The sequence below is a fragment of the Mycobacterium sp. IDUB_24 genome, assembly GCF_055419385.1.
On the sequence record NZ_JBVAXO010000009.1, the window covers coordinates 1 to 13853 of the forward strand.

Below are 13853 nucleotides of genomic sequence, written 5' to 3' on the forward strand. Positions count from 1 at the left end.
CGGAAGCTAAGCCTGCCAGCGCCGATGATACTACCCTGTCGGGTGGAAAAGTAGGACACCGCCGAACACAAATTAAGTCCCGAGCCCTCCAATTTCGATTGGGGGGCTCGGGCATTTTTGTATGTAGGTACGTTTTTCAATTCTTGTACAGAATTGAAGAACGCCCTTATTCAATTGAAAAGAGCCGGCATTGTGCGGCTTCTCTCCAATTCCAACAAGGCTCGCTTGCGCCCCAGGCCGCCGCCGTACCCGGTTAGGCTGCCATTCGCACCGATCACCCGATGACACGGCACGATGATGCCGATCGGATTGTGCCCGTTGGCCAGGCCGACCGCCCGAGAGGCGGCCGGTGAGCCGATCTGTCGGGCGATCTCACCGTATGAGCAGGTCTCGCCGTAAGGAATGGTCTGCAGGGCCTCCCATACGCGACGTTGAAACTGCGTCCCCACCATGTCGAGCTCGACGTCGAATTCGGTACGGTCGCCGGCGAAATAGGCGGTCAGTTGATCTACGGCTTCGGCAAAGGCGGTCTCGTCGCTCTGCCAGCCCTCGCGGCTCGGCTCATACGTCTGATCGACCATCCGCAGGTGCATTAGCTTTCCATCCCGGCCGGCCAGCGTGAGAAGGCCGACCGGGCTGTCCATGGTGCGGTAGTGCAGTGTCGTCATGACTTCTCCTCTTGATCGTGCGGGGGCCATTCGTTCACCGCGTGGTCCAGTGTGGTCCACAGGTGCTGTGTCGCGTAGGCGCGCCATGGTCGCCAGCGGCTGCTGTGCTCCGCCAGCCCGTTCGTAGGCAAGCCCAACTGATCGGCCGCAGCGCGCACACCGAGATCGGTGGCGGGAAAGGCATCTGGATCACCGAGGCCGCGCATGGCGATCACCTCCGTGGTCCATGGCCCCACTCCGGGAAGCGCAAGGAGCTGTTCGCGGGCCCGCTCCCAGTCGGATCCGGGATCGAGGATCAGATCCCCCTCCGCGATCGCCGCCACCAGTGCGGTGACCGTCCGCTTCCTGGATGCCGGCATCGCGAGATCGCGGGGGTCCAGGTCGGTGAGAGAGGTGATGTCGGGAAAGGCGTGCGTCAGCCCGCCGGACTCGTCGGAGACCGGCGTTCCGTAGTGGGCGACCAGGCGACCCACGTGAGTGCATGCCGCCTTGATCGACACCTGCTGGCCGATCACCACCCGGAGCGCGAGTTCGGCTTCATCGACGGTGCGGGGGATACGCTGCCCCGGCGCCTTGGCCACCACCGCTGCGAGCTCCGGGTCGTCCTGGAGTGCGTCGATAACCGCCTCGGGGTCGGCGTCGAGGTCCAATAGTCGTCGGCACCGCGCGATGGCGGCCGCGAGGTCACGGAAGTCGTCGAGCACCAACTGGCAGCGGACATGGTCGGGCTGCGGCGTCAGGCCGGCCACACCGTGGCCGTGCGGCAGCTTCAGAGTGCGCCGGAACTGCCCCTCACGGACCTCTTCCAACCCTGGCACTGCACTGGCAGCCAAGTGGCCGAACAACCCTTCGTAGGCGAACGGGGTCCGTACGGGCAGCCGTAGCGACAGGACGCCGGGGGCGGCAGAGGCTTCGGTCGTGAATCGGCTGCGGGCCCGCAGCCGGAGCTGGGTGGGCGTCAGATCGCACACCGTGCGGACGGTGTCGTTGAACTGTCGGATGCTGGCGAAACCTGCGGCAAACGCCACGTCCGCAAACGGCAGCTCGGTGGTTTCGATCAGAACCCGAGCGGTCTGGGTGCGTTGCGCCCGGGCCAGCGCCAGGGGATTGGCGCCCAGCTCGGCCTGCATGATGCGTTGCAACTGCCGGCTCGTGTAGCCCACACGGCAGGCCAGCCCGGTTACTCCTTCGCGGTCCACAATTCCGTCGGCGATCAGCCGCATGCACCGCGCCACGACGTCGCCGCGCACATTCCATTCAGGGGAGCCCGGCGAGGCGTCAGGGCGGCACCGTTTGCATGCGCGGAACCCGGCTGCCTGGGCGGCCGCGGCAGTGGGATAGAACCGCATGTTGCGGGCAAAAGGTGGGCGCACCGGGCAGCTGGGGCGGCAGTAGATCCCGGTGGTGAGCACGGCGGTGACGAACCAGCCGTCGAACCGTGCGTCCTTGGACTGGACGGCCCGGTGACAGCGGTCGAAATCCTCGTGCATGCGTTCCACGATGGCACGGCATACGACACTTCACTAGCGGAAAAGCGACATGGTCGTGATATGCGGCCCGCAGCTAGACTCCGACCTGTGGCCGAGCTGGTGCAGCACTACCTGGACCGGATTCGTGCCGAGCAGATCGACGTGCGGGACGGCGCCCTGGCGAGCTATATCCCCGAACTCGCCAACGTCGACCCCGAGGGTTTCGGGCTCAGTTTGTCCTCCTCGGACGGCTATGTCTACGAGTCCGGTGACGCTGCAATCGAATTCACCGTCCAGTCGATTTCGAAGCCGTTCACCTATGCGCTGGCGTTGGACCAGATCGGCCAGGATACTGTCGACGCCAAGATCGGTGTCGAACCCTCCGGCGAAGCGTTCAACGAGATCAGTGTCGACGACGTCACCAAGACGCCGAAGAATCCCATGATCAACGCCGGTGCGATTGCCGCAGTTTCGCTGATACCCGGAGCGAGTCCCGACGAGAAGTTCGAGCACATCCGCGAGTTCTACTCGGCATGCGCGGGCCGAGCGCTCGAGATCGACACGAACGTCTACGCATCGGAGAAGGCCACCGGCAACCGAAATCGGGCTATCGCCTACATGTTGGCCAGTTTCGGTGTGCTGGACGGTGATCCGGACGAGGTGCTGGACGTGTACTTCCGGCAGTGCTCGGTCAAGGTGACCAGCACCGATCTGGCCCGGATGGCCGCCACACTGGCCCGGGGCGGGCTCAATCCGATGACCGGCCGACGGGTGGTCGATGCGAATGTGGTTCGGCGCACCCTCAGTGTGATGGTGACCTGCGGGATGTATGACGCGACAGGTGATTGGGTCAGTGCTGTGGGCATGCCCGCCAAGAGCGGGGTCGGTGGTGGCATCGTGGCGGTGCTGCCCGGCCAACTCGGCATCGGCGTCTACTCGCCACGTCTGGATGCCCGCGGTAACAGTGTGCGCGGCGTACGGGTATGCCGAAACCTGTCCTCACAGCTGGGATTGCACTTCCTCAGCGTCACCCGCGAGTCGTCGTCGACGCTACGGGCGGTGTTCGAGGTCAGCCCGGGCATTCGGGTCTATGAGGTTCAGGGCGATCTGTTGTTCGCCGGTGCCGAGCAGGTACTGCGGACCGCCGAGCACGATCGTGGCGAGTATGACGTCGCCGTACTGGACGTCACCCGGGTCGACGACATCGACGATGCCGCACGCGGCATGCTCACCGGGATGCGGGCCAGTCTGGCCGCCGCGGGCAAGGACGCCTATCTCGTCGACCCCGACGGCCGTGTGGTGCCGGCCGACCGACGCGGCGACTACGACGCGATCGTGTTCCGCACCCTTGACGAGGCGGTCGGCGCGGCGCGGCAGTGGGGTGCCGGCTAGGCGGGGACGGCGACGCGGGTCGGCTCGCCCAGCCCACGAAGGGCCACCGATTCACCCAGCGACCAACGGGCTCTTTCAGTTTCGGACGCGTTCGCGATGGTGTCCGATGAGGCCACCAGATGTCCGGGCACCTGCTTGGAGAAATCGCACAGTCGCGCGGCCTCGTTGACCGGTTCCCCGATGACGGTGTACTCGAAGCGTTGCTTGGCGCCGACGTTGCCCGCCACAACCTGGCCGGCCGCTACCCCGATGCCTGCCTCGAGCTCCGGCACCTCGGTTCGGAGCCGCCGCGCGATCGCCCGTGCGGCTCCCAGGGCCTCGTCCTCGGCGTTGGGCAGCGAGACGGGCGCACCGAACACCGCCAGTATTGCGTCGCCCTCGAACTTGTTGACCAGCCCACGGTGATTGTCGACCTCATCCACGATGACCGCGAAGAACCGGTTGAGCAGATCGACCACCTCGACGGCGCGCCGTGTGGTCACCAACTGTGTCGAACCGATGACGTCGACGAAAATCACTGCGGCGTGGCGTTCCTCGCCGCCGAGCACGGGTTTCTCCTGCTCGGCAAGTGCGGCGACCTCGCGGCCGACATGTCGGCCGAAAAGATCACGGACCCGTTCCCGCTCGCGCAGGCCGTGCACCATCGAGTTGAATCCGCGTTGCAGCTGGCCCAGTTCGGTGCCGTCGAACACGACCAGATTGGTGTCGAGTTCACCTCTTTCGACCCGATTGAGAGCAGCGCGCACGACACGGATCGGGGTTGCGGTGAGAAAGGACAAGATCCACATCAGCAGGAAGCCGAACACCAATGCGAAGGAGCCGAGGCCGATGACGGCATAGGCGAATTGGGTCGGGGTGAGGTTGTTCAGTGTCACGGCGAACACCGCGGCGAGCATGATGCCCAGGATCGGAACGCCCGAACTGAGCGCCCATACCACCATGGTGCGGCCCATGATGCCCGGAGCCAGCCGGACCGGCGGCGGGCCGGCTTCCAGTGCCTGAGCGGCCACCGGTCTAAGCGCGAACTCGGTGAACAGATGGCAGCTGACCGACAACACGATGCCGGGAAAGCTGATGCCCAGCAGGAACTTCGGAATGTAATCGGTGTTGACGAGTCCGTAGAGCGTCGTCAGTAGCGCGGTGCCTACGCCCCACAGAATCAGCAGCACGCGGGTGAGCCGGAAGGGCGCAAGGAAGGTATTCCGCTGGTCTGCGACGGTGGGTGGGCGCTCTTCGATGGCCCAGCGCACGTTGTCGATCACCCTGGTCGTCGCCCAGAACACCCCGACAACCAGGGCGGCCGCCATGTAGATGGGGGCCACGATGAAGGTGATCCAGCGGACCTGCGGATCGAACACGTCGGGCGTCGGGAACAACAGCGTGACGATGATCATCGAGATGCCGATACCGAGCAGGTTCACGAGTATCACGAACGTCGTGAGGATGACCTGGATGCGCACCCTGCGCCGGCGTTGACTCTCCGATACCCGGCCCAGCACCCACGATCCGTACTCCGGCGTGGCCGCCGGCAACTTGCTGCTTTGGCGGGTGACGCCTTCAAGGACGCGGCCCAGCCGTCGTGCCAGCGATTTGTCGGAGTTCATTGTGGCGTCGAGCCTAGTTCGTCTTACGTGCCCTTAAGGTGGATCGGGTGCGCCTCGTGATTGCCCAGTGCACCGTCGACTATGTCGGGCGGCTGACCGCTCACCTTCCTTCGGCCCGCCGGCTGTTGTTGTTCAAGTCCGACGGTTCGATCAGTGTCCATGCCGATGATCGCGCCTACAAGCCGCTGAACTGGATGAGCCCGCCGTGCTGGCTCACCGAGGCTGACACCGATGGTGTGCCGCTCTGGGTGGTCGAGAACAAGGCCGGCGAGCAGCTGCGCATCACCGTCGAGGACATCGAACACGACTCCAGCCACGAACTCGGTGTCGATCCCGGTCTGGTGAAGGACGGCGTAGAGGCGCACCTGCAGGTACTGCTGGCCGAACACGTCGAGCTCCTGGGCGCCGGATACACGCTGGTGCGCCGCGAGTACCCGACCGCGATCGGCCCGGTCGATCTGATGTGCCGTGACGAGCTGGGCGGTTCGGTGGCCGTGGAGATCAAGCGCCGCGGGGAGATTGACGGCGTGGAGCAGCTCACGCGTTACCTCGACCTGCTCAACCGCGATACCGTTTTGGCCCCGGTGGCGGGCGTGTTCGCTGCTCAGCAGATCAAGCCACAGGCCCGAACTCTGGCTACGGACCGTGGAATCCGTTGCGTGACTTTGGATTATGACCAGATGCGGGGTATGGACAGCAACGAATACCGGCTGTTCTGAGTCAGTCCGGCGTGGCCTCGATCGCGCCGGTCGGGCAGCGCGAGATGGCCTCGTCCAACTTCGAACCCGGTTCGACGAACGCTTGGATCGGGTGTGCCGCTCCGTCGTCGCCCATGTCGAACAAGGTCGGCCTGAAAGCCAGGCAGGTGCCCGACCCGATGCACAGCTCCGGGTCGACTGTGACCCGCACGGCGCTCATGAGGCGCGCCCCACGCCGGCCCGCCTGCGTAGGGTGACGGTGGCCCGTCGGCCCGGCAACAGCAAGACGGTGTGCGCCTGCTGATCTTCGGCGGCTGACGTATCGGGGACGAACGTCATCTCCTGCAGAATTGTGCGCAAGAGAACCCGGGCCTCGAACATCGCCATGTTCCCACCGAGGCAGCGGTTGATGCCGCCGCCAAACGGCAGCCAGTGGTACGGATCGGGTGTCGTGTCCAGGAACCGTTCCGGCCGGAAATCGTCGGGCGCGTCATATAGGTCGTCACGCCGGTGGATGCCGTTGATGTAAAGCCACACCATCGACCCTCGCGGAAGGAACACATCATTGACGACGACATCACGTTTCACCGCGCGCGCCGTGAACGGGATTGTGGGGCGCAACCGCAGGGTCTCGGTGATCACCGCGTCGAGATAGGTGTCGTCGCCGGCGGCCACCGTCTCCTCGAGCCGATTCAGCACCTCGGGATGCCGGACCAGTCGCTCGACCACCCACGACAACGTCGCGGCGGTGGTGTCGTTGCCGGCGACCAGCAGCAGACGCTGAAAACCTGCGAGCATCTCGTCGTCCATCAAGCCTTCCTCGTCGGCCTGCTGGAGTCGCAGGAAGACTGCCAGGCAATCGCTCCGATCGACGTCGTTCGGCGATGAGCGCCGTGCGGCGATCTCGTCGTAGGTCACCTGGTCCATCCCCGTCAGGATCTTCTGGAGCGCGGGGAAGGGTAGCCAGCGTCCGCGCGACACCATCGATGCGGCGTATCGCAGAGCCATCCCGCGAGATCCGACGATGCGGTCGAGTTGGTCCATGTGGTCGCACAGCCGTGCCCGTCGCTCGGGTTCGGTGACGCCGAAGACGACGGACATGATCACTTCGCGGGCCAAAGTCAGCATGTGCGAATGGAAGCGGATCGGCGTGTCCGTCGGGAGGTCGCGGATGAGGCGACGGGCGGCGTCTTCCATGGCGGGTTCGTAACCCTTCAGGGCCTTTCCCATGAACGCCGGCGCGACCTTGCGCCGCATCACCGTGTGGTCATCGCTGGCCCACCACTCCATGATCTTCTTGTCGAAGATGATCTCGTGCGGCGCCAGTCGTCGTAGCGCAGTGCCGAACGACAGCGCCCGCGTCTTGTCCTGGAAAACGGCACGAACGTCGTCGGGCGACGAGGTCCAGAACATCGTCGGCAACAGCGGAACGTCCAAGACGAACCGCTCGCCGAGCGTCGCGAAGTGCTGCCGGGCCGTTTCGGGTGCGAGGAACAACTTTGCCCATGCTGCGGCCGAGACCTTCGGGCGCGGCAGGCTGTCGAGTGTGGTGACCGGCTGTGTTGCCGGGCTGGTGATGCTCATCGCGACTCCCTGGAAACCATGGTTGGTTCGGCGTTCTTTCTCTAAGGTACGACATAGTACTTTTGAAACGCAAGGCATCGCCTGCTGCGGCGTAAGGTCCCGGGGGTGAGCACGCTGTCAGGGTCTGTTCCGAAGTCGGCGCCCGGGCTACCCCGCGGCCGCGCCAGTCTCGACCCGCTCGACGCAACCGCGGACCAGCGGGCGCGAGTACTGCGCGCCGTCATCTCCGCGGTCGCAGAGAAGGGATATCAGGCGACCACGATCACCGACATCGTCGAACGGGCCCGGGTGTCCCGCAGCGTGATGTACCGGGAGTTCGACGGGAAGCTGGACTGTTTCTTGGCCGCGATCGAAGCGGGTCGGGAATTGATCACGACGCGTATCGCGGACGCAATCACCGATGTGCCGGGCGGTTCGCTGGAAACGGTGCTGCGGGCCATCAGTCGGGCCTACCTGGAAACGTGTGCGCGCGAACCAGACCACACTCGCGCGTGGGTGCTCGAACTGGCCGCTGCGGGCCCGAAAGGTGTTGAAGCGCGCGACAGGTACCTGGACGGTTTCGCCACGCTGATGCGAGAGATCGACTGCGAGTACGGAAGTGGACGGCCCCGCCCGGCGGAGCACTACGTCGCGCTGGTCGGAGGCATCACCGAACTGGTCGGCCGCGAGGTGCGCGCCGGCACTCCGGCAACGCTACCGCGGCTCGAAGGAGCGCTGACAACTGCGGCACTGGCAATGTTGCGATGACCAAGCGACGGACCCCGTCGCGCCGGGAACGGCCGCTGCGGCCGCTACCGCGTTCGCGGCGCGTCGAGACGGGCCCCGACGGTTACGACTACGAGGTGCGGGTGGTCACCGCATCACGGGCGGTCAAGGTTTATCGATGCCCCGGTTGTGACCACGAGATCCGCGTGGCCACCGCACACGTGGTGGTGGTGCCGGTCGATGTCGGCGATGTCGAGGACCGCAGGCACTGGCACACCGCCTGCTGGGCGAACCGGGCCAACCGCGGCCCGACGAGAAAGTGGTCCTGAGCAGTCAGTGCTCGTCGGCGGCGGGTTCCACCAGCTCGATCAGCACGCCGCCGGCGTCCTTGGGGTGGACGAAGTTGATGCGTGAGTTGGCCGTGCCCTTGCGGGGGGCGTCGTAGAGGAGCCGAACACCGTTGCTGCGCAGCCGCTCGGACAGGGCATCGATGTCACTGGTCCGGTAGGCCAGCTGCTGCAGGCCGGGGCCGCGGGTGTCGATGAACTTGGCGATCGTCGACTTCTCGTTCAGCGGGGCCAGAAGCTGGATCTGGGCACTGCCCTTGGGAGCACCGCGCACCGAGAGCATCGCCTCGCGGACGCCCTGCTCTTCGTTGATCTCCTCGTGCAGGACGATCATGCCGAGGTTGTCGTGATACCACTTGGCGGTGGCGTCCAGATCGGCGACAGCGATGCCGACGTGATCGATCGCCGTCACCAGCGCGCTTGCGAGCAGTGGACGGGCATCAACCTGATCGGCGGTCATAACGTAACGGTAACCTTTACCCGAACGTTTGCGTATGTGTGATCGCCCACACAGCTCTTGGACCTGGCATTGGAGGTAGGAAATGACTGCGGAAAATCGCACGTCGGTGATCGTTGCTGGAGCGCGTACTCCGGTCGGCAAGTTGATGGGTTCGCTGAAGGATTTTTCCGGTAGCGACCTGGGTGCGGTCGCCATCCGCGGCGCCCTGGAGAAGGCGAATGTGGACGCCTCGCTGGTGGACTACGTGATCATGGGTCAGGTGCTGACCGCGGGCGCCGGGCAGATGCCCGCCCGCCAGTCCGCCGTGGCCGCCGGCATCGGCTGGGACGTGCCCGCGCTGACCATCAACAAGATGTGTCTGTCGGGCATCGACGCGATCGCACTGGCTGACCAGCTCATCCGGGCCGGCGAGTTCGAGGTTGTCGTCGCGGGTGGCCAGGAGTCGATGAGTCAGGCCCCGCACCTGCTGCCCAAGAGCCGTGAGGGCTACAAGTACGGCGATGCGACACTGGTCGACCACCTGGCCTACGACGGTCTGCACGACGTGTTCACCGATCAGCCGATGGGCGCGCTCACCGAGCAGCGCAATGACGTCGACAAGTTCACCCGTGCCGAGCAGGACGAGTTTGCTGCACAGTCGCACCAGAAGGCCGCCGCGGCGTGGAAGGACGGGGTGTACGCCGACGAGGTGGTGCCGGTGTCGATCCCGCAGCGCAAGGGCGACCCGATCGAGTTCGCCGAGGACGAGGGCATCCGGGCCAACACCACCGCCGAATCGCTGGGTGGCCTGCGTCCGGCCTTCCGCAAGGACGGCACCATCTCGGCCGGCTCGTCGTCGCAGATCTCCGACGGTGCGGCCGCAGTTGTCGTGATGAGTAAAGCCAAGGCGCAGGAGCTGGGCCTGGACTGGCTGTGCGAGATCGGCGCTCACGGTGTGGTGGCCGGTCCGGACTCCACGCTGCAGAGCCAGCCGGCCAACGCGATCAAGAAGGCTGTCGAGCGCGAGGGCATCAGCGTCGACCAACTCGACGTGCTCGAGATCAACGAGGCGTTCGCTGCGGTATCGCTGGCCTCGACGAAGGAACTGGGTGTCGACCCGGCCAAGGTGAACGTCAACGGCGGCGCGATCGCCATCGGCCACCCGATCGGGATGTCCGGTGCCCGCATCACCCTGCATGCGGCGCTGGAACTGGCACGTAAGGGGTCCGGCTACGCAGTCGCCGCGCTGTGTGGCGCCGGTGGCCAGGGTGATGCCCTGATCCTGCGTCGCCCGTAGCTAACCGACGACGCAAGAACGACGCTGCGTAGTAGCTGGCTGCCGGTTCGGGCACAATGGCGGCCATGACACGCTCCTTCGACCTGCGCACGATTGCCGGCTGGTTCCGGCTCATCGCCCTCGCCGAGGCGGTGAGCTGGGCCGGTCTGCTGGTCGGCATGTACTTCAAGTACCTGGGTAGTCCGCGCACCGAGATCGGTGTGAAGGTGTTCGGCCCGATCCACGGCGGCGTTTTCATCGCTTTCGTGGTTGCGGCCGTGCTGGTCGGTGCGGCTCGCAAATGGGACGTCGGCACCTGGATTCTGGCGTTGCTGGCCAGTGTCGTGCCCTTGGGCAGTGTGATGTTCGTCATGTGGGCTGATCGGACTGCCCGAATCGAATCGGGTGAAGCTCCGGCGCTGGTGGCGCAACCGGGCGGTGCTGCCGCGGAAACGACGTGACAGACTTGATGGCGTGACTCGTCCACGACCTTCTGTCGGGCCGGCGTTGGCCGGCGCGGTTGACCTCTCGGCACTCAAGCAACGGCCCGCGGCGGGCGACTCGGGCGTTGGCCCCAGCGCATCCGGTGGCCCGAACGTCGCCGAGGTGAACGAAGCCAACTTCGAAGCCGAGGTGCTGGTCCGCTCGGGCCAGGTCCCGGTGGTGGTGCTGCTGTGGTCGCCACGCAGTGATTCCAGCGCCGCCCTGGGAGACGCGTTGGCAGGTCTGGCTGCCGCCGACAACGGCAAGTGGTCCTTGGCGCTGGTCAACGTCGACACCACCCCGCGGGTGGCGCAGATGTTCGGCATCCAGGGCGTGCCCACCGTCGTTGCGCTGGCCGGAGGACAGCCGATCGCCAGCTTCCAGGGCTCGCAGCCGGCGGACGAACTCCGTCGCTGGGTCGATTCGCTGCTCGAGGCGACTGCGGGCAAGCTGACCGGATCGGGCTCCGGTGACGATGAGCCGGAGCAGGTCGATCCCGAGTTGGCCGCGGCCCGGGCCCACCTGGACGAGGGCAACTTTGACGCCGCAGCGGCTGCCTACCAGGCCATTCTCGATGCCCAGCCCAATCATTCCGAGGCCAAGGGCGCCGTCCGACAGATCGCGTTCCTGCAGCGGGCCAGCGCGCAGCGCCCCGATGCGGTGGCTGCTGCCGACGCCGCTCCTGACGACATCGAGGCGGCCTTCGCCGCTGCCGACGCCGAACTTCTCGCACAAAATGCGTCGGCTGCCTTCGATCGGCTGATCGCATTGATCAAGCGCACGGCAGGCGATGACCGGACCGCGGTGCGGACCCGGCTCGTAGAGCTGTTCGACCTGTTCGACCCGGCCGATCCCGAGGTCGTCGCGGGCCGTCGCAATCTGGCCAACGCGCTGTACTGATTTTCTTCCGCCGAACAGACACAAACCTGCCCCTTTTCGCTCGAAAAGGGGCAGGTTTATGTCTGCTCGCGGGGGACTAGGCGGGCTCGAACCAGAGCATCGCCAGCGGCGGCAGCACCATCACCGCCGAGGCCGGGCGACCGTGCCACGGTTCGCCGGTTGCCTGTACCGCACCGAAGTTCCCGATGCCCGCCCCGTTGTAGATGGTCGCGTCGGTGTTGAGCACTTCCTGCCAGTCGCCGGCATGAGGTAGACCCAGCCGGTACTCGCTGTGCTCACTGCCGGCGAAGTTGACCACGCAGGCCAGCACCGAACCGTCGGCACCGAACCGCAGGAAGCTCAGCACGTTGTTGGCCGAGTCGTTCGCATCGATCCATGAGTAGCCCTCGGGGCTGGTATCGCGGCTCCACAACGCCGGGTGCCGGCGGTAGATCCCGTTGAGATCGCGCACCAACCGTTGTACGCCACCGGAGAAGCCCTGCTCGTCTAGCTGGAACCAGTCCAGCCCCCGTTCCTCCGACCATTCGGCCCGCTGTCCGAATTCCTGGCCCATGAACAACAGTTGCTTACCGGGGTGGGCCCACTGATAGGCCAGCAGGCTGCGCAGGCCGGCGGCCTTGGCGTGGTCGTCACCGGGCATCCGGCTCCACAGGGTGCCCTTGCCGTGCACGACCTCGTCATGGCTGATCGGGAGCACATAGTTCTCACTGAAGGCGTACAGCATCGAGAACGTCATCTCGTGGTGGTGATAGCTGCGGTGCACCGGGTCGTGGCTGACGTAGTCGAGCGTGTCGTTCATCCAGCCCATGTTCCACTTCATCGAGAAACCAAGGCCGCCAAGGCTGGTCGGGCGGGTGACACCGGGCCAGGAGGTCGACTCCTCGGCAATGGTGACGATTCCCGGGGTCACCTTGTGCACGGTGGCGTTCATCTCCTGCAGGAACTGCACCGCCTCCAGGTTCTCCCGGCCGCCGTGGATGTTCGGCGTCCAGCCGCCCTCGGGGCGGGAGTAGTCGAGGTAGAGCATCGAGGCGACCGCGTCCACCCGCAGGCCGTCGACGTGGTATTCCTGCAGCCAGTACAACGCGTTGGCGACCAGGAAGTTGCGTACCTCGGGCCGGCCGAAGTCGAAAACGTAAGTGCCCCAGTCGAGCTGCTCGCCCCGGCGCGGGTCGGAATGCTCGTAGAGCGGAGTGCCGTCGAAGCGGCCGAGGGCCCAGGCGTCTTTGGGGAAATGGGCCGGGACCCAGTCGACGATCACCCCGATCCCGGCGCGGTGCAGCGAATCCACCAGGTACCGGAAGTCGTCAGGAGTCCCCAACCTGGAGGTCGGGGCGTAATAGGACGTGACCTGATAGCCCCACGAACCGCCGAACGGGTGCTCCGCCACCGGGAGCAGTTCGACGTGCGTGAAACCCTGTTCCACAACGTATTCGGTGAGCTCGGTGGCCAGCTGCCGGTAACTGAGCCCGGGGCGCCAGGACATCAGGTGCACCTCGTAGGTGCTCATCGGTTCGAACACCGGATTCTGTTCGGCGCGCCGGGTCATCCACTTGCCGTCGGTCCAGGTGTAGGAGCTCTCGGTGACCCGGGATGCGGTTTGCGGTGGCACCTCGGTCGCGAATGCCATGGGGTCGGCACGGTCGGCGGTGACGCCGCCCGCGCCGCGGATGCGGAACTTGTACAGACCGTCGGGCGGAAACCCGGGCCAGAACAACTCCCAGACCCCCGATGAGCCCAGCGCCCGCATCTGCGCCTCGTTGCCGTCCCAGTGATTGAAGTCACCGATCACGCTGATGCCCTTGGCATTCGGTGCCCACACCGCGAATGACACGCCTTCGACGACCCCGTCGGGGGTGGTGAAGCTGCGCCGATGTGCGCCCAGGATCTCCCACAGGCGTTCGTGGCGGCCCTCGGAGAACAGGTGCAGGTCGAGTTCGCCGAGGGTAGGCAGGAAGCGGTAGGCATCGGCGGTGGTGTGGGTGAAGATCGATTCGTCGGTGCCCGGATAGCCGATCTCCAGGCGGTAGTCGGCCAGCTTGGTGAACGGAACGGCCACCGCGAAAAGTCCGGAGTCGATGTGTTGCATGGGGAATCTGTCGCCGCCGATCACCGCCACGACCTTGGCGGCGTGCGGGCGGTAGGCGCGGATCACGGTCCGGCCGTTGTACTCGTGGGCCCCCAGTACCGAATGCGGGTCGTGGTGTTGGCCGATCAGCAGTCGCTGGATGTCCGATGGGTCGGGCCGCAGATGCCTGTCGGTGAGGTGGTTGCTTCTTGTCATCTTG

At 65.7% G+C, this 13853-nt stretch carries 14 protein-coding genes; 7 read left to right on the forward strand and 7 right to left on the reverse strand.

The window, feature by feature from the left end:
- Positions 1 to 170: 170 nt before the first annotated feature.
- Both ACZYZF_RS26825 and ACZYZF_RS26830 read right to left on the reverse strand, forming a co-directional pair.
- Positions 171 to 668 carry a methylated-DNA--[protein]-cysteine S-methyltransferase gene (locus ACZYZF_RS26825; RefSeq protein WP_463747495.1) on the reverse strand — a complete coding sequence of 166 codons (498 nt, stop codon included), beginning with the start codon at positions 666 to 668 and terminating at the stop codon, positions 171 to 173.
- Entirely contained in the window at positions 665 to 2158 is a 1494-nt protein-coding gene (locus tag ACZYZF_RS26830; protein ID WP_463747494.1) for a DNA-3-methyladenine glycosylase 2 family protein, read from the reverse strand. Before ACZYZF_RS26830 ends, ACZYZF_RS26825 begins: the two co-directional genes overlap by 4 nt.
- A gap of 87 nt (positions 2159 to 2245) precedes the next feature.
- Between ACZYZF_RS26830 and glsA the strand changes: the two genes are divergently transcribed.
- Positions 2246 to 3529 carry a glutaminase A gene (gene glsA / locus ACZYZF_RS26835; protein WP_463747493.1) on the forward strand — a complete coding sequence of 428 codons (1284 nt, stop codon included), beginning with the start codon at positions 2246 to 2248 and terminating at the stop codon, positions 3527 to 3529.
- Here glsA and ACZYZF_RS26840 read toward each other — a convergent pair.
- Positions 3526 to 5133, reverse strand: a complete 1608-nt coding sequence (locus ACZYZF_RS26840; protein WP_463837352.1) for an adenylate/guanylate cyclase domain-containing protein — start codon at positions 5131 to 5133, stop codon at positions 3526 to 3528. The genes glsA and ACZYZF_RS26840 overlap by 4 nt on opposite strands.
- A 47-nt stretch (positions 5134 to 5180) precedes the next feature.
- Between ACZYZF_RS26840 and nucS the strand changes: the two genes are divergently transcribed.
- Positions 5181 to 5852: an endonuclease NucS gene (gene nucS / locus ACZYZF_RS26845; RefSeq protein ID WP_463747491.1), complete on the forward strand. Its 672-nt coding sequence runs from the start codon at positions 5181 to 5183 to the stop codon at positions 5850 to 5852.
- A gap of 1 nt (position 5853) precedes the next feature.
- Here nucS and ACZYZF_RS26850 read toward each other — a convergent pair whose 3' ends face one another.
- Together ACZYZF_RS26850 and ACZYZF_RS26855 are read right to left on the reverse strand one after the other, a co-directional pair.
- On the reverse strand, positions 5854 to 6051 hold the full coding sequence (locus tag ACZYZF_RS26850; protein WP_463747490.1) for a ferredoxin: 198 nt from the start codon (positions 6049 to 6051) through the stop codon (positions 5854 to 5856).
- Entirely contained in the window at positions 6048 to 7415 is a 1368-nt protein-coding gene (locus ACZYZF_RS26855; protein WP_463837353.1) for a cytochrome P450, read from the reverse strand. Before ACZYZF_RS26855 ends, ACZYZF_RS26850 begins: the two co-directional genes overlap by 4 nt.
- Before the next feature lie 105 nt (positions 7416 to 7520).
- On the opposite strand from ACZYZF_RS26855, the gene ACZYZF_RS26860 reads away from it, so the two are divergent.
- Positions 7521 to 8162 (forward strand): TetR/AcrR family transcriptional regulator, encoded by a 642-nt coding sequence (locus tag ACZYZF_RS26860; protein ID WP_463747488.1) that lies wholly within the window; start codon positions 7521 to 7523, stop codon positions 8160 to 8162.
- Positions 8159 to 8449, forward strand: a complete 291-nt coding sequence (locus tag ACZYZF_RS26865) for a hypothetical protein (RefSeq protein WP_463747487.1) — start codon at positions 8159 to 8161, stop codon at positions 8447 to 8449. The genes ACZYZF_RS26860 and ACZYZF_RS26865 overlap by 4 nt, the downstream gene beginning before the upstream one ends.
- A gap of 4 nt (positions 8450 to 8453) precedes the next feature.
- Here ACZYZF_RS26865 and mce read toward each other — a convergent pair whose 3' ends face one another.
- Positions 8454 to 8927 carry a methylmalonyl-CoA epimerase gene (mce, locus tag ACZYZF_RS26870; RefSeq protein ID WP_454791278.1) on the reverse strand — a complete coding sequence of 158 codons (474 nt, stop codon included), beginning with the start codon at positions 8925 to 8927 and terminating at the stop codon, positions 8454 to 8456.
- An 82-nt stretch (positions 8928 to 9009) separates the two neighbouring features.
- On the opposite strand from mce, the gene ACZYZF_RS26875 reads away from it, so the two are divergent.
- The 3 genes from ACZYZF_RS26875 to ACZYZF_RS26885 are packed head-to-tail and all read left to right on the forward strand — an operon-like array spanning position 9010 to position 11565.
- Complete coding sequence (locus ACZYZF_RS26875) at positions 9010 to 10203, forward strand: acetyl-CoA C-acetyltransferase (RefSeq protein WP_463837355.1); 1194 nt, start codon at positions 9010 to 9012, stop codon at positions 10201 to 10203.
- Between the two features lie 56 nt (positions 10204 to 10259).
- A complete protein-coding gene (locus ACZYZF_RS26880) occupies positions 10260 to 10643 on the forward strand; it encodes a DUF3817 domain-containing protein (RefSeq protein ID WP_463747485.1) in 384 nt (127 codons plus the stop codon).
- A 13-nt stretch (positions 10644 to 10656) separates the two neighbouring features.
- Positions 10657 to 11565, forward strand: coding sequence for a tetratricopeptide repeat protein (locus ACZYZF_RS26885; protein ID WP_463837356.1), 909 nt, complete (start codon positions 10657 to 10659; stop codon positions 11563 to 11565).
- A gap of 76 nt (positions 11566 to 11641) precedes the next feature.
- On the opposite strand, the gene glgB is transcribed toward ACZYZF_RS26885, so the two are convergent.
- The gene (gene glgB, locus ACZYZF_RS26890; protein WP_463747483.1) at positions 11642 to 13849 is read right to left on the reverse strand and encodes a 1,4-alpha-glucan branching protein GlgB; all 2208 of its coding nucleotides are present in this window, start codon (positions 13847 to 13849) and stop codon (positions 11642 to 11644) included.
- Between the last annotated feature and the right edge of the window lie 4 nt (positions 13850 to 13853).